This window comes from Paenarthrobacter sp. YAF11_1 (genome assembly GCF_052113445.1).
Classification (GTDB): Bacteria; Actinomycetota; Actinomycetes; order Actinomycetales; family Micrococcaceae; genus Arthrobacter.
Genome location: NZ_JBFRDF010000001.1, coordinates 594,748 through 613,654 on the forward strand (window position 1 = coordinate 594,748; position 18,907 = coordinate 613,654).

The 18,907-nt window shown below is 61.7% G+C and carries 24 protein-coding genes; 3 read left to right on the forward strand and 21 right to left on the reverse strand.

Features of this window, described 5'->3' with window-relative positions; translation table 11 throughout:
• Positions 1–46: 46 nt before the first annotated feature.
• The 5 genes from rpsK to AB4Y77_RS02920 form a co-directional block, all read right to left on the reverse strand.
• A complete protein-coding gene (gene rpsK, locus AB4Y77_RS02900) occupies positions 47–448 on the reverse strand; it encodes a 30S ribosomal protein S11 (protein WP_014922380.1) in 402 nt (133 codons plus the stop codon).
• A gap of 51 nt (positions 449–499) precedes the next feature.
• On the reverse strand, positions 500–877 hold the full coding sequence (rpsM, locus tag AB4Y77_RS02905) for a 30S ribosomal protein S13 (protein ID WP_011775569.1): 378 nt from the start codon (positions 875–877) through the stop codon (positions 500–502).
• A gap of 196 nt (positions 878–1,073) precedes the next feature.
• The gene (gene rpmJ / locus AB4Y77_RS02910) at positions 1,074–1,187 is read right to left on the reverse strand and encodes a 50S ribosomal protein L36 (protein WP_011775570.1); all 114 of its coding nucleotides are present in this window, start codon (positions 1,185–1,187) and stop codon (positions 1,074–1,076) included.
• A gap of 72 nt (positions 1,188–1,259) precedes the next feature.
• A complete protein-coding gene (gene infA / locus AB4Y77_RS02915) occupies positions 1,260–1,481 on the reverse strand; it encodes a translation initiation factor IF-1 (RefSeq protein WP_011775571.1) in 222 nt (73 codons plus the stop codon).
• A gap of 194 nt (positions 1,482–1,675) precedes the next feature.
• Positions 1,676–2,626 carry a P1 family peptidase gene (locus AB4Y77_RS02920; protein ID WP_442012916.1) on the reverse strand — a complete coding sequence of 317 codons (951 nt, stop codon included), beginning with the start codon at positions 2,624–2,626 and terminating at the stop codon, positions 1,676–1,678.
• A 392-nt stretch (positions 2,627–3,018) separates the two neighbouring features.
• Between AB4Y77_RS02920 and AB4Y77_RS02925 the strand changes: the two genes are divergently transcribed.
• Genes AB4Y77_RS02925 through AB4Y77_RS02935 form a run of 3 tightly spaced genes read left to right on the forward strand, consistent with a single transcriptional unit; the run spans position 3,019 to position 6,340 of the window.
• Positions 3,019–4,005 (forward strand): carbohydrate ABC transporter permease, encoded by a 987-nt coding sequence (locus AB4Y77_RS02925; RefSeq protein WP_442012917.1) that lies wholly within the window; start codon positions 3,019–3,021, stop codon positions 4,003–4,005.
• Entirely contained in the window at positions 4,002–4,934 is a 933-nt protein-coding gene (locus tag AB4Y77_RS02930) for a carbohydrate ABC transporter permease (RefSeq protein ID WP_311213675.1), read from the forward strand. The genes AB4Y77_RS02925 and AB4Y77_RS02930 overlap by 4 nt, the downstream gene beginning before the upstream one ends.
• A 59-nt stretch (positions 4,935–4,993) precedes the next feature.
• A complete protein-coding gene (locus AB4Y77_RS02935; protein ID WP_442012918.1) occupies positions 4,994–6,340 on the forward strand; it encodes an ABC transporter substrate-binding protein in 1,347 nt (448 codons plus the stop codon).
• 96 nt (positions 6,341–6,436) lie between these two features.
• On the opposite strand, the gene map is transcribed toward AB4Y77_RS02935, so the two are convergent.
• The 16 genes from map to rplX form a co-directional block, all read right to left on the reverse strand.
• Entirely contained in the window at positions 6,437–7,264 is an 828-nt protein-coding gene (map, locus tag AB4Y77_RS02940) for a type I methionyl aminopeptidase (protein WP_311213677.1), read from the reverse strand.
• A 33-nt stretch (positions 7,265–7,297) separates the two neighbouring features.
• Positions 7,298–8,209 (reverse strand): NAD-dependent epimerase/dehydratase family protein, encoded by a 912-nt coding sequence (locus AB4Y77_RS02945; RefSeq protein ID WP_442012919.1) that lies wholly within the window; start codon positions 8,207–8,209, stop codon positions 7,298–7,300.
• Positions 8,206–9,945 (reverse strand): class I adenylate-forming enzyme family protein, encoded by a 1,740-nt coding sequence (locus tag AB4Y77_RS02950; protein WP_442012920.1) that lies wholly within the window; start codon positions 9,943–9,945, stop codon positions 8,206–8,208. The genes AB4Y77_RS02945 and AB4Y77_RS02950 overlap by 4 nt, the downstream gene beginning before the upstream one ends.
• On the reverse strand, positions 9,938–11,119 hold the full coding sequence (locus AB4Y77_RS02955) for a cytochrome P450 (protein ID WP_442012921.1): 1,182 nt from the start codon (positions 11,117–11,119) through the stop codon (positions 9,938–9,940). Before AB4Y77_RS02955 ends, AB4Y77_RS02950 begins: the two co-directional genes overlap by 8 nt.
• Entirely contained in the window at positions 11,119–11,922 is an 804-nt protein-coding gene (locus AB4Y77_RS02960) for a glycosyltransferase (protein WP_442012922.1), read from the reverse strand. Before AB4Y77_RS02960 ends, AB4Y77_RS02955 begins: the two co-directional genes overlap by 1 nt.
• A 5-nt stretch (positions 11,923–11,927) precedes the next feature.
• Positions 11,928–12,971, reverse strand: coding sequence for a 3-oxoacyl-ACP synthase III family protein (locus tag AB4Y77_RS02965; protein WP_442012923.1), 1,044 nt, complete (start codon positions 12,969–12,971; stop codon positions 11,928–11,930).
• A gap of 111 nt (positions 12,972–13,082) precedes the next feature.
• Complete coding sequence (locus AB4Y77_RS02970; protein ID WP_311213752.1) at positions 13,083–13,652, reverse strand: adenylate kinase; 570 nt, start codon at positions 13,650–13,652, stop codon at positions 13,083–13,085.
• Between the two features lie 5 nt (positions 13,653–13,657).
• Positions 13,658–14,968, reverse strand: a complete 1,311-nt coding sequence (secY, locus tag AB4Y77_RS02975; RefSeq protein ID WP_024817581.1) for a preprotein translocase subunit SecY — start codon at positions 14,966–14,968, stop codon at positions 13,658–13,660.
• A gap of 185 nt (positions 14,969–15,153) precedes the next feature.
• On the reverse strand, positions 15,154–15,636 hold the full coding sequence (gene rplO / locus AB4Y77_RS02980; RefSeq protein WP_089595793.1) for a 50S ribosomal protein L15: 483 nt from the start codon (positions 15,634–15,636) through the stop codon (positions 15,154–15,156).
• The gene (gene rpmD / locus AB4Y77_RS02985; RefSeq protein ID WP_089595794.1) at positions 15,636–15,842 is read right to left on the reverse strand and encodes a 50S ribosomal protein L30; all 207 of its coding nucleotides are present in this window, start codon (positions 15,840–15,842) and stop codon (positions 15,636–15,638) included. Before rpmD ends, rplO begins: the two co-directional genes overlap by 1 nt.
• A gap of 2 nt (positions 15,843–15,844) precedes the next feature.
• A complete protein-coding gene (gene rpsE / locus AB4Y77_RS02990; protein ID WP_179128297.1) occupies positions 15,845–16,516 on the reverse strand; it encodes a 30S ribosomal protein S5 in 672 nt (223 codons plus the stop codon).
• 29 nt (positions 16,517–16,545) lie between these two features.
• Positions 16,546–16,929: a 50S ribosomal protein L18 gene (rplR, locus tag AB4Y77_RS02995; RefSeq protein WP_024817584.1), complete on the reverse strand. Its 384-nt coding sequence runs from the start codon at positions 16,927–16,929 to the stop codon at positions 16,546–16,548.
• A 3-nt stretch (positions 16,930–16,932) separates the two neighbouring features.
• Complete coding sequence (gene rplF / locus AB4Y77_RS03000) at positions 16,933–17,469, reverse strand: 50S ribosomal protein L6 (protein ID WP_011775583.1); 537 nt, start codon at positions 17,467–17,469, stop codon at positions 16,933–16,935.
• Positions 17,470–17,487: 18 nt separating this feature from the next.
• Entirely contained in the window at positions 17,488–17,886 is a 399-nt protein-coding gene (gene rpsH, locus AB4Y77_RS03005; protein ID WP_024817585.1) for a 30S ribosomal protein S8, read from the reverse strand.
• A 78-nt stretch (positions 17,887–17,964) separates the two neighbouring features.
• The gene (rplE, locus tag AB4Y77_RS03010) at positions 17,965–18,543 is read right to left on the reverse strand and encodes a 50S ribosomal protein L5 (protein WP_011775585.1); all 579 of its coding nucleotides are present in this window, start codon (positions 18,541–18,543) and stop codon (positions 17,965–17,967) included.
• Positions 18,543–18,905 carry a 50S ribosomal protein L24 gene (gene rplX, locus AB4Y77_RS03015; protein ID WP_024817586.1) on the reverse strand — a complete coding sequence of 121 codons (363 nt, stop codon included), beginning with the start codon at positions 18,903–18,905 and terminating at the stop codon, positions 18,543–18,545. Before rplX ends, rplE begins: the two co-directional genes overlap by 1 nt.
• Positions 18,906–18,907: the final 2 nt, after the last annotated feature.

Sequence of the window (18,907 nt, forward strand, 5' to 3'; positions counted from 1 at the left end):
GAAACTCTCCACAGCAGGCCCGGCCAGTCAGGCAGGGAAGACCTAATTAGACGCGGCGGCGCTTCGGCGGGCGGCAACCGTTGTGGGCGCTGGGGGTGACGTCCTGGATGGAGCCAACCTCGAGGCCAGCGGCCTGAAGCGAACGGATTGCGGTTTCGCGTCCGGATCCCGGGCCCTTGACGAATACGTCAACCTTGCGCAGACCGTGCTCCTGAGCGCGCTTTGCAGCGGCTTCAGCAGCCATCTGGGCGGCGAAGGGAGTGGACTTACGGGAGCCCTTGAAGCCAACCTCACCGGCGGAAGCCCATGAGATGACAGCACCGTTCGGGTCCGTGATGGACACGATGGTGTTGTTAAAGGTGCTCTTGATGTGCGCCTGGCCAAGCGCAATATTCTTCTTATCCTTGCGACGCGGCTTACGAACCGCTCCACGAGTCTTCGGGGGCATTGTTTCTCCTACAGAAAGTTATCGGGGGAAAACCGGATCAATCCCGAGGGATTAACGTCCGGCCTTCTTCTTGCCGGCGACGGTGCGCTTCGGGCCCTTACGGGTACGAGCGTTGGTCTTCGTACGCTGTCCGCGTACGGGCAGGCCCTTGCGGTGGCGCAGGCCTTCGTAGCTGCCGATCTCTACCTTGCGGCGGATGTCAGCGGCTACCTCGCGGCGAAGGTCACCCTCAACCTTGTAGTTGCCTTCAATGTAGTCACGCAGCTGAACCAGTTCGGCGTCAGTCAGGTCCTTGACGCGAACGTCGGCGCTGATGCCAGTGGCAGCCAGGGTTTCGTGTGCACGGGTCTTGCCCACGCCGTAGATGTAAGTAAGCGCAATTTCCAACCGCTTTTCGCGGGGAATGTCTACGCCAGCGAGACGAGCCATAGTGGCGGTACTCCTTGAATAAACCGGAGGTCGTAGGCAGTACACCCACACGTTCCGTGTGGCCCCAGCCTCCGACCGGGGGTTCGCTGACCAGGCTCTGTAATGCAGTCCTGGCACAGCTTGTGCTGCCTTTATTTACTTGCGTGGGCTAGCAACCCAGGTTTGCCCTTGCGGGCGCTGATTCCCGGAAGGGGAATTAGCCCTGGCGCTGCTTGTGGCGCGGGTTCTCGCAGATCACCATGACCCGGCCGTTACGGCGGATCACTTTGCACTTGTCGCAGATCTGCTTGACGCTCGGCTTGACCTTCATGGCGTTCCTTTGCGTGTTTTGCAGTTGATCTGCTGGAGCGGCTTAGGCACTGTTGCCAGGCCGCCCAGCAATTTACTTGTAGCGGTAGACGATACGACCACGTGTGAGGTCGTATGGGCTCAGCTCAACCACTACCCGGTCCTCGGGGAGGATTCGAATGTAGTGCTGTCGCATCTTCCCAGAGATGTGTGCGAGAACGACGTGCTTATTGGTGAGCTCAACACGAAACATCGCATTGGGCAGCGCCTCAGTCACAACGCCCTCGATCTCAATGACCCCGTCCTTCTTGGCCATATCCTCCGCTAACTGTTGTTTGCCGCCGTCCTTCAGTTAGGCACCGAAGATCCAGCGGACGTTTTTTGTTTGCTTGGCTCTCTTGAACCACGACACTAAAAAGGGCGTGGCTGCACAGACAACCAACAAATAACTCTACGCCAATCAGGCCGGAAAGTTAAATCCGTCCATGGTAGCGCAAGGGTCCCCCGCCGTCACTCCCCTGCAGGCCCGAAAGCCGGGAATTCACCTGCCGCCGTCGAGACACTTTCCGCAGCCCGTACGCCGTCGAGTATTGCGAGCCGCACCGCTTCTGCCGCGGCACTTTGGAGCGATATCAGCGAGACTTGCCGCGCCTGTTCAGTACTGCGATCAAGCACGACGGCGCCAGTCGCCAAAGAAAACACGGTATCGCCGTCCGCAAGCGTGTGGGACGGATCCAAAGCCCGGGCCAACCCGGCATGCCCGGCACTGGCAGTCCGCTTGCACTCGGCCACATCCAGGGCAGCATTCGTAGCGACCACCACCAACGTCGTGTTGAGTCCCTGCGGCGGTACCAGCGGGTCTGCAGAGGGTCGCGGCCCCGTCGCGCTGAGCACCGGCACACCAAGCGCATTCACCACAGCAATGGCCCCCACCATCACCCCGCCGTCGAGAGGGATGGACGACGTCCCTATCCCACCTTTGTACTGCCCCCGCGCTATGAGCGCACCCGTGCCCGCACCCACGTTTCCACGTTCGACGGCGGCATGGTCACCTGAGGCGAAGGCTGCGGCGGCTGCCTGGTAGCCCATGCCGGCGTCGGGCCGCGCTTTCACGTCACCGCCCCGCCCGAGGTCGAAGATGGCGGCCGCAGGCACAATCGGCACCACGGTCCCGGGAACAGCAAAGCCCCTCCCCTGTTCCTCGCACCACAACTGGGCACCACCCGCCGAGGCCAACCCAAAAGCGCTGCCCCCAGTCAGCACCACTGCATCCACAGTGGATACCAGCGTGGTGGGATCCAGCGCGTCGGTCTCATGAGTCCCGGGCCCCCCACCGCGAACATCCACAGACCCCACAGTCCCCACGGGAGGAAGTACAACAGTCACCCCGGACAGCCATCCACCCCCCACCCTCTGCACATGCCCAACCCGTATGCCGGCAACATCGGTGATCGAATTCATGGCTCCATTCTCCACCTGCCCGCCCCGCGCTTTAAAGGCCAGCCGGGGTGCGACCCGGCAGCGCGCGTCTAAGGTGGGCCCACGACGGCCGGGTTCCCTGGCCGAGCTTGCGAGGTAAGGGGGCCGTTGGGGAGGAACGACCGAGCGCGCCGAGGGTTGGACCCCGGCTGGCCTCGCCAGCCGGGGACGGTGCGGCTTCAAGTGGGAGCCCTGCCTCGAATACGAACAAGCGAGTAACCCCGAGTAAACGGCTTGGGAAGTGTAAGACAACTATCGGTACGCACCACGGATTCGGCCCATTCAGCCGCTGTGCATGTGGTGAGCTAGGCCTGTCTTCGCCGCCCCGGTCCGGGAGCTGGCGCCCCACGTTCGCCCGAAAACGACAGTGACCCATGACTACCCGACAGATTCACAGCAGCACCGCGCCGGCAGGCAGGCCGGACTCCAAGCCACCGTCCCCACCGATTGAGGCAGCCCATCACCCTCCGGTGAGAAGGCGCTGGTCAGGCCGCAGCCGTAAAGATTTCCTGGTTTTCCTTGCCATGGCATTGCCGAACCTGGTGCTGATCGGCACCTTCACGTACTGGCCCCTGATCAACAACATCTATTACTCCACCTTGGATTGGACGCTGGGTTCAGCGTCGGCCACGGTGGTGGGGCTGCAGAACTATGTCACGTTTTTCACCAGCGAGGATGCGTCAAAGGTTCTGGGAACCACGGTTGTCTTTACGTTGGTGACCGTTGGTGGCTCGATGGTTCTGGGGTTGCTGGTTGCCCTGGCCTTGAACTCGAAGGTTCGTGGAACCACGTTTGCAAGGTCCGCGGTGTTTGCCCCTTACGTGCTGTCCGGGGTGGGCGTTGGCTTGGTGTGGCTGTTCATCTTCGATCCCGGCTACGGCGTGCTGGCGTGGATTCTTCGGGGAATGGGCCAGCAGAGCCCCCAGTGGATCAACGATCCCCAGTTGTCGTTGGTGATGGTCATCATCGTCTACGTGTGGAAGAACCTGGGCTATTGCGCCGTGGTGTACCTCGCCGGTTTGCAGTCCCTTCCCCGCGACGTGATGGAAGCTGCAGCGCTTGATGGGGCCAACAGCGTGCGGAGGTTCTTCAACATCTCCATGCCGCTTCTTTCTCCCACGACGTTCTTCCTGCTGATCACCACCATGCTCAGTTCTTTGCAGGCCTTCGATCTCATCCGCATCATGACTCCGCTGGGCAATGGCACCAGCACGTTGATCTACGAGGCGTATTTGCAGGCGTTCGGCGCCTATAACCGGGCCGGCTATTCGGCCGCGATCTCGGTGATCCTCTTCGCCATCCTGCTGATCATCACGGTCCTCCAACTGCGGTTCGTTGAGCGAAAGGTCCACTACTCATGAGCGCACCGTCACCAGCCGCCGTCGTGCCTTCCCCACAAGACGCACGGCAGGACGCCAAGCAGGAGCCGCAGCAAGCTGAGCGGCCGCGGCCCTTCTCCAGCGCCAACCTGCTCCAGACTGTGGCAACGGGGTACGTCCCCTTGATCATTGCCACGCTGGTGGTGTTCCTGCCCTTGCTGTGGATGCTGTTGAGCTCCTTCAAACAGCCGGGCGAGATTGTCACCATGGATCTGAAGATTCTGCCGGAGTCCCTGAACCTGGAGAATTACGCCACGGCGATGACCACCGTCCCGTTTGCGCAGTTCTTCGCCAACAGCCTGATCGTGACTGTGATCGGTTCATCCATCAAGGTCATCCTGGCCATCCTGACCGCCTACGCCTTGGTGTTCGTGCGATTCCCGTTCAAGAACGTGATCTTCGTGCTGATCCTGGTAGCCCTGATGGTCCCGGCCCAAGTGTCCATCCTGCCCAATTACATCCTCATTGCAGGAATGGGCGGAAAGAACACGTTGTGGGGCATCATCCTCCCCGGCCTGGGCACGGCATTTGGCACGTTCCTGCTGCGCCAGCACTTCCTGACGCTGCCGCCGTCCATCCTGGAGGCCGCGGAAATTGACGGAGCCGGACACTGGCGGAGGCTCTGGCAAATCATTGTGCCGGTCTCGGTACCGTCCATCGCCACTGTGGCGTTGGTGACCGTGGTCAGTGAATGGAACGACTACATCTGGCCGCTCATCATCACCGACCGCCCCGAGACCATGACGCTGCCCGTGGGCCTGACGTTGCTGCAGAACTCAGAAGGCAACGGGGCAGGCTGGGGAATCCTCATGGCCGGCGCCGTGCTGGTGATCGTCCCCATCCTGCTGGTGTTCGCAGCACTCCAGCGCTACATCGTGGCCGGCCTGACCCAAGGAAGCGTCACCGGCTGATTTTTCCCTCCGCACCATTCGCATCGAAATACCTAGTGAAGTTATTGAGAGGAAGCACCATGCGTACCAACCTTGACCGCCGACATTTCCTGGGCCTGGCCGGACTTGGCGCCGGAGCAGCGGCACTGGCCGCCTGTGGCGGGCCTTCGACGGCGGGCACGGCAGACGCCGTCGACACCGCAGCGATCGATTTCAGCGGCGTGAAGCCGGCCGCCTCCATCGACTTCTGGACCAACCACCCCGGCAAGTCGCAGGACGTGGAGAAGGCGATCATTGAGAAGTTCCACGCCAAGTTCCCCGACATCAAGGTCAACCTCGTCACGGCCGGGGCCAACTATGAGGAGATCGCCCAGAAGTTCCAGACCTCGCAGGCCGCCAAGACGGGCCTCCCGGCGCTGGTTGTCCTCTCTGATGTGTGGTGGTTCCGCTACTTCTCCAATGGCAGCATCATCCCCATCGATGGACTGGTGAAGCAGCTGGACATCAAGATCGACGACTTCCAGAAGTCGCTGGTGGACGACTACAAGTACGACGACAAGCAATGGGCGCTCCCCTACGGCCGGTCCACGCCGCTGTTCTACTACAACAAGGACCATTTCAAGGCTGCGGGCCTCCCCGATCGCGCACCGGCCACGTGGCAGGAGTTCGCGGAGTGGGCCCCGAAGCTCAAGGCCACGTCCGGGGCACAGTACGCCTACATTTACCCGGCCCTTGCCGGTTACGCGGGCTGGACCTTGCAAAACAACCTGTGGGGTTGGGGCGGCAGCTGGTCCAAGGACTGGGACATCACCTGCGATTCGGCCGAGTCAGTTGCGGCCTTGCAGTGGGCGCAGGATTCCATCTACAAGGACGCGTGGGCTGGCGTTTCCTCCAAGGAAGCCGCAGACGACTTTGCAGCGGGCATCACCTCGTCCACCATTTCCTCCACTGGTTCCTTGCTGGGCGTCCTGAAGGCAGCCAAGTTCAACGTTGGCGTCGGCTTTCTTCCGGGCGGCCCGGAGGTGCCCAGCGGGGTCTGCCCCACCGGCGGTGCGGGCCTCGGCATCCCGAGCGGCATCACCAAGGAGGAGCAGCTTGCTGCGGCCACGTTCCTGAAGTTCATGACCGAACCCGAGAACACCGCCGCTTTCTCCGCCGCAACCGGGTACATGCCCACCCGCCTTTCGGCCGATATGTCCGCTGTTCTCGCCGCGACACCGCAGATCAAGACCGCCATGGACCAGCTCCCCGTGACCAAGGTCCAGGACAACGCACGTGTGTTCCTGCCGGGCGCGGACCAGGAGATGGCCAAGGCCGCTGCAAAGATCCTCACGCAGCAGGGCGACGTCCAGGCAACCATGACCGAACTGAAAAAGACGCTCGAGGGCATCTACACCAAGGACGTGAAGCCAAAGCTGAAGGCTTAATGCCCGGCTCGCATGACAAGAGCCGGGCTGCTTCTGCAGCCCGGCTCTTGTGCTTCGGGGTGTAAGGCCCCAGGTCTTACGGGATGGGTACAGGTATTACGGGATCGGTACAGGCACGACGCCGAGCGGCGCCAACTGCTCGGCGCCTCCATCCGGGGCGGACAGGACCCAGATGCCCTTTTCGTGGACGGCTACAGAATGCTCCCACTGGCAGGAACGCTTGCCGTCAGTGGTGACAACGGTCCAGTCGTCGTCGAGGGTGGCGGTTTCGATGCCACCGCGCACCAGCATGGGTTCGATGGCCAGGCACAGGCCGGGGCGGATCTTCGGGCCGCGGTGGCTGGTCCGGTAGTTCAGCACATCCGGAGCCATGTGCATTTCGGAACCAATGCCGTGCCCAACGTAGTCTTCCAGGATGCCCAAGGGCTTGCCCTGGACCGAGGATACATAGTCATCGATCGCGTTGCCGATGTCTCCAACGAACTTTCCGTTGGCGAGGGCGGCGATGCCACGCCACATGGCAGCCTCAGTAACGTCGGAGAGCCGCTGGTCTTCGGGATCGGCGGTACCCACGATGACCGTACGCGCAGAGTCTGAATGCCAGTCGTCCACGATGCAGCCGCCGTCGATGGAAATGATGTCGCCATCGTTGAGGACCTTGGTCCCAGGGATGCCATGGACCACTTCCTCGTTGACGGAGGTGCAAATTGTGGCCGGGAAGCCGTGATAGCCGAGGAAGTTGGACTTGGCTCCTGCGTCGTTGAGGACTGCGGCAAAAACATCGTCCAGGTCTTTGGTGGTGACGCCCGGCTTGGCCGCCGCAACTGCAGCGTCAAGTGCACGGCTCAGGACCAGCCCGGCTTCCTGCATCTTGCGCATCTGCTCGTTGGTCTTGTATTCAATGCGGGGCTGACCGAACGCCATGTTCTCCTCTGGAAGGTTTGCGGATGGAGCCGATCAGGCTCCGTGCTTGAACCATTTTCCCGCATCCGAGACTGTGGTCGAAATTGGCTCGATTCCCAGCTCGCGCCGGAGGCGTTCCAAGCAGTAGGTTCGCTCCCGCCCGAGTTGGCTGACCGCATAGCGTGTAAGCCGTGGGCTCCGGCCGCCCGCCCGGGAAACCGCCTCCGAAATACCCGCCAAAGCCATGGCCGCGGGCTCGGGAAGGTACCTGATGTCCACGTCGTGAAGTTCAGAGGCGTCAAGAACCTGGCGCAGCACTCCACCCAATTCCACAGGCTCCGCGTCTCCCACGTTGATGGCACCCCGGATTTCCGATCGGCAGGAAGCCAGGACGGCTTGTGCCAGATTATCCACGTGCGTCAATTGATGTTTCACCTGGGCATGTCCGACGCTCAGCAAATGGCCTCGCCTGATGTTGCTGATCAGACGTGGCAGAAGCGTTCGGTCCCCCGGCCCGTAGACACCGTGCGGCCGCAATGCCACGGCATTGCCATGGCGACGCGCTTCGACGTCGGCGAGCGCCTTGCTGCGTCCGTAGGCATTCAGGTGGTGCGTGGCTACCTCGTCCTCAGCCCGGTTGACGCATGCTTCCCACCATGGGTAGACGCTGGAGCTGGAGATGTGGACCAGGCGGGTTCCGGCGAAAGCCTCGGATACGGCCCGGGTGCCCAGGACGTTGGCCCGGTGGAAGAGGGAAGAAGCACCCCAGTCGGCAACGTGTGCTGCCGCGTGCACCACCGCGTCAACGGCGGGAAGCCGCGCTGGGGGCAGTCCGGTCAGGTCCCAGTAAGTCAGGCCGGGTCCGTGCTGCCTTGCGAAGCGGACCACCTCCCATCCTTGGGCCTCCGCGGCGCTGGCCACGGCTCCGCCGATGAATCCCGTGGCTCCCGTGACTGCGATCCTCACTGCGCTCCCGCTGCTTCTGCGTCTGCCTCTGTGCGTGACGCGAACTCCCGCCGCAATGCTGCACGGTCAGGTTTCCGGTGCCGGCCACTGGACGGGATGGACTCCAGGACTTCAATGTGGTCCGGGAGCGCGGATTCGTCGATGAGCCTGGGGAGCTCACGGGCAAGCCGCGACTTCACCAGGGCTGCACTTTCGCCAGCCACAGAGACGACGGCGAGCCACACTGCCTCGTCTCCGACGGCATCCGGGACGCCTATCATCACTGCTTGCCGGACCCCGGGGATCCCGGCAATGACGGGCTCGTAGAGTGCCGGGTAGATGTTGGTTTTGCCTCGGATGATCATGTCCTTCTTACGCCCGATCATCACCAGCCTCGGCGCCCCGTCGCTGCCGTGGTCCACCCGGACCAGATCTCCCGTGGCGTGTTCCACCATAGGGTCTTCGCCCAAATAGCCATGGCACACATTGGGACCGCGGACCAACAGTTCGTGGTCTTCAGCCACCCGGATTTCGACGGCGGGCAGCGGCTCCCCCAGGAAGTCACCTTCGCCTGTACCGTCGGGAGCCTTTACCTCAGCTTCTGCACCTGACGCGAACGCCAATTTCTCGTGTCCGTCGGCAATGGCGATCGGAAGCGCTTCCGTCATGCCGTAAATCAGTTTGAACTCGATGCCCGAGAGCAGCTGCATGGCCCGTTTCAAAAATGGAGCCAGAATCGGCGCCGCTCCAAGCATGACTGTCCTTAGCGAAGGTGGCAGCTTGACCGTTCCTTCCTCGATCGAATCCAGGATGGGCGCCAACTGTGACGGCACCAGGAAAAGGTGAGTGGCGCCGTCGTACGCTGTCTTTTTGCCGGCCACAGGCCCAAGTTCGCCCACAAGCCGGAGAGGATCGATGTGGGCGGAGAATCCGTACGCGGGCATGGTCCAGTGCGCACCGGCGATGAGTGCAGGCAGGCCCATCATGAGTTGCTCCGAGTGGACCCTGTCGCCTTCCCTGAAAGTGCAGCGCGTGGTGAGTTGTTCAAAGCCCGCGGCGAGCGATCCCCGGGTGTGGATCACGCCTTTGGGAGCGCCGGTAGTCCCTGATGTGAAGATAATGACGGCTTCCTGTGAGGATGCGTTCTCCGAGTCGACGGCCTTGTGGCTATCCCACGTTGCCGTCCTTGTCGTCGCCAGGGCCTTCACCGGAGAGGCGCCCCGTGGCACACCAGGCAGCCACGGTCCCGCGTAGTAGTGGCGGACATCCATGGCGCCATAGTCCGGGAGAAGCAGCCCTCGCCGCCGTGCGAGGGGACGGAGCGGGCTCTTGGTGCTGAGCGCATACAGGAGGGACTCGGAAGCCGCCCACTGCGGGGACGCGAGCCCTGCACGGTCCCGAAAGAGTGAAGGACCGATCCCCGGGTCAATAAACACCACCGATCCACCTGCCCGCACGGCCCCCAAGGCCAGGATGAACGCCGCTGGGCTGGGACGTACGGAGAACAACATGCGCTCCCCGAGGCCGAATCCATCCTTCTGGAGGCTGAGCGCCGTCGCCTCAATCCCGTCCACCAGCTCACGGTAGGTAATGGTCTGTCCGGCTTTCACAGCCTCCGCGCCACGCCCGCCCCTGATGCGGCGTGCTTTGCCTGGGGCTGTGATGGCCGGGTGCTCCGGAAACCGCTCCGCTGCCGCGTACACGGCGGCGATGAGGTCGGCAGTGCCCACTGACTGCTCTACTGTCTCCTCAGGCATTCGCAAGCTCCAAACTCTTGTATCCCGGAATGAGAACACCCCTGCTGACGCGGCGGCTCGAGATGGTCCAGGGTTGCTGAAGATACCGGTCCAGCAGTATTTCCAACGCTGCGTTGATCTCGGCCACGGCCAACGGCATGCCGATACAGAAGTGCGCTCCCGCTCCAAACCACAGCTGGCGTGCTTGCGGGGGCATGGCCTCTGCCGGGTCGAAGCCGCGGAGGCTCTTAGCGGCATGGACGGTGGACAGCAGTATCCTGTCGCCGGCCCGGACCGCCGTCCCACCAATGACCCCGGGCGCCACTGTATCCCGCAGCATCATGGACGATGGCACCGTGAAGCGCAGGGCCTCATTGACCGTGGCAGGAAGAGCTGAGCGATCGCTGGCCAGATCCTCAATCCTTCCACTGTCCGAAAGCAGCGCCACCAAGCGCGGAAGGAAAGAGACCAAGGTTTCGGTTCCCACCATCACGAAAGCACTGATGATGCCCATCGCTTCGTCCTCGGTCATTCCGAGTTCCCGGAGCCTGCCGGGAAACGTCCCGGGGTCGCTCTCCCGGTAGGCCACCCTGGCCGGTCCTGCCAGGATTCCGACGGCGGAACGCCCCTTCGCGATCTGCCGCACCGTCAAGGTGGGACGCCCCAACCGGACGAGCGAGGAAATGGAAGAGCCCAGATTGAACAGTTCCTTGTTGGGAAGTCGCCCCGGTGCATCGTCGGGCACTCCCAGCAGCCGGGAAATCACTCCCCCGGCCAGGTCCTTGACGCATTCCACTACGTCCACCGGGCGTCCCGCGTCCAGTTCCCTGGCGATTCGTGTCTCGAAGGCGGATGCCGCTGGCTCCACTATCCCGGCTACCGATCGCGGTGTGAACAGATCACCCAGACGCTGCCTCAATTTCTTGTGCTCTTCGCCATCCATGTTCACCAGGGCCTTGGGACCCACTACAGGAGTCCACAGCGCACCCGAACCCGAGGGGCCATTCTTGATAAACCTCTGCTGATCCATGAGAACCTCACGAACCAGGCCGGCTTCGCTGACCAGCACCCCGAGTCCCGGCAGCTTGACCACTGGACGGAGGCTCCCCAGCCCTCGAATCATGGGATAGAGCAGCGGGTGGGCGCCCAGGTGGATGCGTCGCTCCCAACGCTCAGCTGTGGTCGCGTCCGTCATCAACGGATATCCACGTGCTCAGGACGGTATCGGTGGTCTGCGTACCAAGCCAACGTGTTCTTTAAGCCCCAGGCCTTGACGCGCCGTGAGGAACCGAACACTACAACATCACGCCGCAGGGCATAGTTCCGCGTCAGCTTTCTCACCTGGTTGGACAGGGCCCGGTCCTCATGGAGGTCTTCGATGCTGGAACGGGGGAACCCGCCGGAGCGGTGGTACATATCAGCGGTGATGGCCATGTTGCACCCCGGGAGCATCTGGTACGGACCCAGGTATCCCTCGCCCTTATTGCCTGGACGAATACGGCCAAAGAATGAGGCCACCTCCACCGCGAGCAACATCATCCGCCGTTCGCCGGCGCTGATCCCCTCATCCAGCCTGGGATTAAGCTGACCAGCGATCAGTTCCAGCCCGTCATCGAACGCAGCCATGATCCTGGCAGTCCAGTCCGGGGCTGCGAGGCAATCGGAATCGGTGCGGGCAAGCCATACTGCTCCGTGCTCCACACCGAAGCGCATCCCCGTGTCCGCAGCCGCCCCGGTACCCTTCTGCCCTTCGACCAGCAGCCGGATGTCCATTCCGGGATGTTCCGCGGCGAATTCCGCCACAATGCCACAGCTGTTATCAGTGGAACCGTTGTCCACCACCACCACTGTGAAGTCCTGGTGCTCTTGGGCCGCCAGGGACACCAGTGTCTGACGTACCAGTTTCTCCTCGTTCAGCATCGGAACGGCGATGCACAGCGGCTTGGTGGGAGCGCTGCTCGCCAGCCCTGTGCTGACCGACTCCGGCTGTGTGTTCATGGCCGTCACAGCCGCACCACGGCCATGCCCAGGCTCACGCCGCCGGCCAGGCCCACCAAGGCCACAAGGTCTCCAGGTCCACACCGCCCGCTGTCCATGGCGATTTTCAGTTGCAGAGGAAGGCTGACCGACGCCAGGTTGCCGAAATCCTCCACGGAAGGGACCAGCAATTCGATCGGGACCCCTGCACGCTCAGCGAAGATCCCGCGGTACGGAGCACTGACCTGGTGTACGCACACCACGGCGAAGTCCGTCCATGACAGATCAAGCCGCTCCAGAGTCTGGTCAAGAATCTCAGAACCAAGGTCCAGGAATGCGTCCTTCAGCTTTTCACCGTCCATGCTGAAATAGCTGGCCTCCGGATCACGGGGAAACGCGGAACCGCCAGCTGAGAGCGTACCCACAGACCAGTGGCTGCTCCGCGCGGTGAAAGCCATGGACAGGATCCCGGCCGCCCCTTCGGAACCTGACAGCTCCCGGTCTGCCGCTTCAAGCAGAACTGCGGCACCGCCGTCGCTCATGGTGTATCCGGGAAAACTGGACGCAAAGGTCTCAAAGTCCGGAACCTTCCACCGAACCGCCCTCGACGGCGATTCACCGGTAGCCACCAGGACGCGGGCATAGCGTCCGGTGGCGATCAGGGAGTCCGCTACTTCGACACCATTGAGGAAACTGTTGCAGGCATTCTTGACGTCCATCACCGGACATGCCAGCCCCAACTTTGCCGCAACCATGTGGCCAGTGGCCGGCTCCACCATGTCCTGGCTGGCCGAAGCAAAGATCAAGAGGTCTACTTCCGGAGCCTGCAGTCCACACTCAGCCATAACCTTGGCCGCAGCGTTGGCCGCCAGGTCCGACGCTTGTTCGGTATCAGCCATCACACTGCGGGAACGGATTCCCGTGACGCGCCCGATCAGGCCCTTCGGCACCCGGAACCCAGGACTGCTCTCACCAATTCGGCGCTCGACGGCGGACGTGTCCAGCCGGGCAGGCGGCAAGTAAACTTCAAGCCCCGAAATCCGGCTGTGTCCAGATAAAGCAGTTTGCATGCGGTTCCCCCAAAAGTCTGCCGCGAAACGAAAATGGGTGTGTCCCGCACCAATGGTACGGGACACACCCTTCGCTCCAGAGCCGGTCGAACCGGCTATGTGGAAAACACGCTAGACAGCCTTCGCCGACTCAATCGCAGTGAGGACACGATCGGTAACTTCATCGATACCGCCAATGCCATCAACCTGCGTGAGGATGCCACGCTCGGCATACTTGGCCACAACGGCTTCGGTTTGCTCGTGGTACAGATCAAGACGGTGACGGATCACGGCCTCGTTGTCATCGGAACGTCCGGTTTCCTTGGCACGGCCAAGGAGACGGGTCACCAGTTCTTCGTCATCGGCAGTCAACTGGAGCACGACGTCGAGCTCCTGCTGGCCTTCGGCGAGGATCTGGTCCAGGTAATCAACCTGCGCAGTGGTGCGCGGGTAGCCGTCCAGGAGGAAGCCATTTTCCACATCGCTCTGGCTCAGGCGATCGCGAACCATGTCGTTCGTGACGCTGTCCGGAACGAAGTCGCCCGCGTCCATGTACTTCTTGGCTTCAATGCCCAAGGGTGTTTCGCCCTTGACGTTGGCACGGAAGATATCGCCGGTGGAAATGGCGACTACGCCGAGGCGCTCGGAAATCCGCTCAGCCTGCGTACCCTTGCCCGAACCGGGAGGTCCAATGATCAGCATTCTCGTCATCGCAAAAGCCCTTCGTAGTGACGTTGTTGTAGCTGCGCATCAATCTGCTTGACGGTTTCCAGGCCGACACCCACCATGATCAGGATTGAAGTGCCACCGAACGGGAAGTTCTGGTTGGCGTTGATCAGGACGAGTGCAACCAGCGGAATCAACGCCACGAAGCCCAGGTAGAGGGCTCCAGGCAGGGTGATCCTGGAAAGCACGTACTGCAGGTAGTCCGCGGTCGGTTTACCCGCCCGGATGCCCGGAATGAACCCGCCGTACTTCTTCATGTTGTCCGACACTTCTTCAGGGTTGAAGGTGATGGCCACGTAGAAGTACGTAAAGAACACAATCATGGCGAAGTAGAGCGCCATGTAGATGGGGTGGTCGCCACGGGTGAGGTTGTTGTTGATCCACTCAACCCACGGGGCCATCTGCTCCCCTGGCGCCGGCTGGTTGAACTGCGAAATCAGCCCGGGCAGGTAGAGCATGGAGGATGCGAAGATGACGGGCACGACGCCGGCCATGTTCACCTTGATGGGAATGTAGGTGCTGGTACCGCCCACTGTGCGGCGGCCAATCATGCGCTTCGCATACTGGACCGGAACACGGCGCTGGGACTGCTCCACGAACACAACCAGGGCCACAGTCAGAAGTCCAACAGCCAGCACGGTGAAGAAGGTGCCGGGACCCTTGCTCTCCCAGATGGAACCCAGCGAGCCCGGGAAGCTCGCAGCAATGGAGGTAAAGATGAGCAGCGACATACCGTTGCCCACACCCTTCTCCGTAACCAGCTCGCCCATCCACATGATGAGGCCGGTACCGGCCGTCAAAGTGATGATGATGAGGATCGTGGTCATGATGCTCTCATCAGGGATGATGGGCAGGTTGCAGCCCGGAAGCAGCTGACCGGAACGGGCCAGCGACACCAGGGTGGTGGCGTTCAGAAGGCCGAGGGCGATCGTGAGGTACCGGGTGTACTGGGTCAACTTTGACTGTCCCGAGGAACCCTCTTCGTAGAGCTGCTGGAACCGGGGAATGACCACCCGGAGCAGCTGCACGATGATGCTCGCCGTGATGTAGGGCATGATGCCCAAGGCAAAGACTGAAACCTGCAGCAACGCGCCGCCGCTGAACAAGTTCACCAGCTGGTAGATGCCCTGCGAGGTGTCACCGGTGTTCAAGCATTGCTGGACATTCTGGTAGTTCACACCAGGCGAGGGGATAAAAGCTCCCAAGCGGAAGATTGTGATGATTCCCAGCGTGAACAACAACTTGCGTCGCAAATCAGGCGTCCGAAACGCCCGGCCGAATGCGCTTAGCAAGCGTCCTCCTGAGTAGAAAGTACAAGGATGTGATCGGGCTCAATGAAACCCAACAACCGAGTCTAACTGCTTGTGACGCCGTCGTAATAATCGAGAGTCCACAACCACCAAAAAATCCCGGTACGCAGGGCCGAAGCCCCGCGTACCGGGATCCTTTATACAACGGGCATCTGCCCCACTGGCTCTTAGAGAGCAGTGGTGCTTCCGCCTGCTGCAGCAATCTTTTCCGTAGCACTGGCGGAGAATGCGTGCACCGTAACATCGACCTTGACGGTGATGTCGCCGGTGCCAAGCACCTTCACGGGCTGGTTCTTGCGAACGGCACCCTTTTCAACCAGGGACTCAACGGTGACAGCGCCACCTTCCGGGAACAGCTCGTTGAGCTTCTCCAGGTTAACAACCTGGAACTCAACCCGGAACGGGTTCTTGAAGCCGCGCAGCTTCGGCAGGCGCATGTGCAGCGGCAGCTGGCCGCCGGCAAAGCCAGCCTTTACCTGGTAGCGGGCCTTCGTACCCTTGGTACCGCGACCAGCGGTCTTACCCTTGGAGCCTTCACCACGACCAACACGGGTCTTGGCGGTCTTGGCACCCGGGGCGGGACGCAGGTGGTGGACCTTCAGAGCGTTCTGCTTCTCAGCAGTCTCTGCGGCGGTCTTGTTCTCTGCCATTACTTCGCCTCCTCTACATTCACGAGGTGCGGAACCGTGTTCAGCATTCCGACGGTCACGGCATCAGCGGAGCGGACAACAGTGTGTCCGATGCGCTTGAGTCCGAGGGACCGAAGGGTGGCGATCTGGTTCTGCTTGGCGCCAATGACGCCCTTGATCTGGGTGATTTCCAACTTGGCGTCGGAAGGAGTCAGGTTCTTAGCCATGACTAAACACCTGCCTTCTGGTTCTGGAGCGCGCGCACCAGAGCAGCAGGAGCAACCTCGTCCAGCGGCAGGCCACGGCGGGCAGCCACGGAAGCGGGCTCTTCGAGCTGCTTCAGAGCGGCAACGGTCGCGTGAACGATGTTGATCGCGTTGGAAGAACCGAGCGACTTGGAGAGGATGTCGTGGATACCCACGCACTCCAATACCGCGCGGACCGGACCACCGGCGATAACACCGGTACCGGCGGAAGCCGGACGCAGCAGGACTACGCCTGCAGCAGCCTCACCCTGCACACGGTGCGGGATGGTGTTGCCAACGCGGGGAACGCGGAAGAAGGACTTCTTGGCCTCTTCAACGCCCTTGGCGATAGCAGCGGGAACTTCCTTGGCCTTGCCGTAGCCGACGCCGACCATACCGTTGCCGTCACCGACGACGACGAGAGCGGTGAAGCTGAAGCGACGACCACCCTTGACGACCTTGGCAACGCGGTTGATGGTGACAACGCGCTCTACGAACTGGCTCTTCTCAGCCTCACGACCGCCGTCGCGGCCACCACGGCCACCACGGTCGCCGCGGCCTTGGCCACGGTCGCCGCGCTCGCCACGACGTCCGCCGCGGCGGTCATCGGTAGCGGGTGCGGTCTCAGTTGCTTCAGCAGCTACAGCTTCAGTCACCTGAACGTCCTTTTCGTTATTTTCAACGGTCACAGTGCCAGCCCACCTTCGCGAGCACCGTCAGCGACGGCGGCGATACGGCCGTGGTACTTGTTACCGCCACGGTCGAAGACAACAGCTTCGACGCCTGCAGCCTTGGCACGCTCGGCAACGAGCTCGCCGACGCGCTTGGCCTTGGCAGTCTTGTCACCGTCGAATGCACGAAGGTCCGCTTCCAAAGTGGAAGCGAAAGCCACGGTTACACCCTTGCTGTCATCGACAACCTGGACGAACATGTGACGTGCAGAGCGGTTAACAACCATACGAGGACGTACAGCCGTACCAGTGATGCGCTTGCGGATACGAAGCTGGCGACGGCTGCGTGCAGCCGACTTGCTCTTGTTCGTACGCTTCTTGTTAATTGCGATGGCCATGGTTTACTTACCAGCCTTTCCGACCTTGCGGCGGATGACTTCGCCGGCGTAACGGACACCCTTGCCCTTGTAGGGGTCAGGCTTGCGCAGCTTGCGAATGTTGGCAGCAACCTCGCCGACCTGCTGCTTGTTGATACCCGCAACAGAGAGCTTGGTCGGACCCTCCACTACGAAGGTGATGCCTTCGGGTGCAGAGACGTTAACCGGGTGGCTGTAGCCCAGAGCGAACTCCAGGTCAGAACCCTTTGCCTGAACGCGGTAACCAGTACCAACGATTTCAAGCTTCTTCTCGTAGCCCTCGGTAACGCCCTGGATCATGTTGGCGATCAGGGTGCGGGTCAGGCCGTGCAGCGAACGCGAGTTGCGCTCGTCGTTCGGGCGGGTGACCGTGAGAGTGTTCTCTTCCTGGGTAACCTCGATCGGGCTGGCCACAGTGTGGCTCAGCTCGCCTTTGGCACCTTTGACGCTGATGACGGAGCCATCGAGCTTGACCTCAACTCCGGCAGGAACGGTGATGGGGAGACGTCCAATACGTGACATTATTCTCTTCCTTTCCCGTTACCAGACGTACGCGAGGACTTCGCCGCCCACGCCCTTCTTGCCGGCCTGCTTGTCAGTCAGGAGGCCGGAAGAGGTGGACAGGATTGCGATACCCAGGCCACCCAGCACGTGCGGCAGGTTGGTGGACTTCGCGTAAACGCGGAGGCCCGGCTTGGAGATGCGGCGGACGCCAGCGATGGAACGCTCGCGGTTCGGACCGAACTTCAGGTCGAGAGTCAGCTTCTTGCCAACCTCGGCGTCTTCTTCCTTCCAGCCGGCAATGTAGCCTTCTGCCTTCAGGATGTCAGCAACGCGTGCCTTCAGTTTGCTGTACGGCATGGACACGGTGTCGTGGTATGCCGAGTTTGCATTGCGCAGACGCGTGAGCATGTCTGCGACAGGATCTGTCATAGTCATTTGGGCTATAGCCCTTCCTCGTGCCGGTTTCCGCTGCGCTCGCTCCTAGGAGCCTGCGAAGACGGACCTGTCACGTAGTTAGTTTTCGGTCTTGAACGGGAAGCCAAGCGCCTTGAGCAGCGCGCGGCCTTCGTCATCGGTCTTGGCGGTGGTGACGACCGTGATGTCCATACCGCGAACGCGGTCGATGGAGTCCTGGTCGATTTCGTGGAACATAACCTGCTCGGTCAGACCGAAGGTGTAGTTGCCGTTGCCGTCAAACTGCTTGCCGTTGAGGCCGCGGAAGTCGCGGATACGCGGCAGGGCCAGCGAAACCAGACGGTCCACGAATTCCCACATGCGGTCTCCACGCAGAGTTGCGTGTGCACCGATGGGCATGCCTTCGCGCAGCTTGAACTGTGCGATCGACTTGCGGGCCTTGGTTACCTGCGGCTTCTGGCCTGTGATCAGGGTGAGGTCGCGGACAGCGCCGTCGATCAACTTGGAGTCCTTTGCGGCATCTCCAACACCCATGTTCACTACAACCTTCACCAGGCGGGGAACCTGGTTCACGTTTGCGTAGCTGAATTCGTCCTGCAGGGACTTCTTGATGGTCTCTGCATACTTCGTCTTCAGACGCGGAACGATCTTTACCGGAGTCTCGAGAGTCTCAGTCATTAGATGTCCTTCCCGGTGGCCTTGGACACGCGGATACGGACGGTCTTGGTAGCGCCATCCTTCTCAACGGTGTCGAGACGGAAACCAACACGGGTCGGCTTCTTGGTGGACGGGTCAACCAAAGCAACGTTGGAAACGTGGATCGGGGCTTCAACAACCTCGATGCCACCGGTCTTGGTGCCGCGCTGCGACTGACCGACCTTGCTGTGCTTGGTGACGCGGTTGATTCCCTCTACCAGCACGCGGTTGGTGTCGGTGAATACGCGCAGGACCTTGCCCTGCTTGCCGCGGTCGCCGCCACGTTCCTGCTTGGCGCCGGTGATGACCTGAACGAGGTCACCCTTCTTGATTTTCTTAGCCATGG

Excerpts from the sequence above, each read along its gene's own strand:
- rpsK (WP_014922380.1), bottom strand. The coding sequence starts at position 448 with ATGCCCCCGAAGACTCGTGGAGCGGTTCGTAAGCCGCGTCGCAAGGAT.
- rpsM (WP_011775569.1), bottom strand. The coding sequence starts at position 877 with ATGGCTCGTCTCGCTGGCGTAGACATTCCCCGCGAAAAGCGGTTGGAA.
- rpmJ (WP_011775570.1), bottom strand. The coding sequence starts at position 1,187 with ATGAAGGTCAAGCCGAGCGTCAAGCAGATCTGCGACAAGTGCAAAGTG.
- infA (WP_011775571.1), bottom strand. The coding sequence starts at position 1,481 with ATGGCCAAGAAGGACGGGGTCATTGAGATCGAGGGCGTTGTGACTGAG.
- AB4Y77_RS02920 (WP_442012916.1), bottom strand. The coding sequence starts at position 2,626 with ATGAATTCGATCACCGATGTTGCCGGCATACGGGTTGGGCATGTGCAG.
- AB4Y77_RS02925 (WP_442012917.1), top strand. The coding sequence starts at position 3,019 with ATGACTACCCGACAGATTCACAGCAGCACCGCGCCGGCAGGCAGGCCG.
- AB4Y77_RS02930 (WP_311213675.1), top strand. The coding sequence starts at position 4,002 with ATGAGCGCACCGTCACCAGCCGCCGTCGTGCCTTCCCCACAAGACGCA.
- AB4Y77_RS02935 (WP_442012918.1), top strand. The coding sequence starts at position 4,994 with ATGCGTACCAACCTTGACCGCCGACATTTCCTGGGCCTGGCCGGACTT.
- map (WP_311213677.1), bottom strand. The coding sequence starts at position 7,264 with ATGGCGTTCGGTCAGCCCCGCATTGAATACAAGACCAACGAGCAGATG.
- AB4Y77_RS02950 (WP_442012920.1), bottom strand. The coding sequence starts at position 9,945 with ATGCCTGAGGAGACAGTAGAGCAGTCAGTGGGCACTGCCGACCTCATC.
- AB4Y77_RS02955 (WP_442012921.1), bottom strand. The coding sequence starts at position 11,119 with ATGACGGACGCGACCACAGCTGAGCGTTGGGAGCGACGCATCCACCTG.
- AB4Y77_RS02960 (WP_442012922.1), bottom strand. The coding sequence starts at position 11,922 with ATGAACACACAGCCGGAGTCGGTCAGCACAGGGCTGGCGAGCAGCGCT.
- AB4Y77_RS02965 (WP_442012923.1), bottom strand. The coding sequence starts at position 12,971 with ATGCAAACTGCTTTATCTGGACACAGCCGGATTTCGGGGCTTGAAGTT.
- AB4Y77_RS02970 (WP_311213752.1), bottom strand. The coding sequence starts at position 13,652 with ATGCTGATCATTGGACCTCCCGGTTCGGGCAAGGGTACGCAGGCTGAG.
- rplO (WP_089595793.1), bottom strand. The coding sequence starts at position 15,636 with ATGGCAGAGAACAAGACCGCCGCAGAGACTGCTGAGAAGCAGAACGCT.
- rpmD (WP_089595794.1), bottom strand. The coding sequence starts at position 15,842 with ATGGCTAAGAACCTGACTCCTTCCGACGCCAAGTTGGAAATCACCCAG.
- rplR (WP_024817584.1), bottom strand. The coding sequence starts at position 16,929 with ATGGCCATCGCAATTAACAAGAAGCGTACGAACAAGAGCAAGTCGGCT.
- rplF (WP_011775583.1), bottom strand. The coding sequence starts at position 17,469 with ATGTCACGTATTGGACGTCTCCCCATCACCGTTCCTGCCGGAGTTGAG.
- rpsH (WP_024817585.1), bottom strand. The coding sequence starts at position 17,886 with ATGACTATGACAGATCCTGTCGCAGACATGCTCACGCGTCTGCGCAAT.
- rplE (WP_011775585.1), bottom strand. The coding sequence starts at position 18,543 with ATGACTGAGACTCTCGAGACTCCGGTAAAGATCGTTCCGCGTCTGAAG.
- rplX (WP_024817586.1), bottom strand. The coding sequence starts at position 18,905 with ATGGCTAAGAAAATCAAGAAGGGTGACCTCGTTCAGGTCATCACCGGC.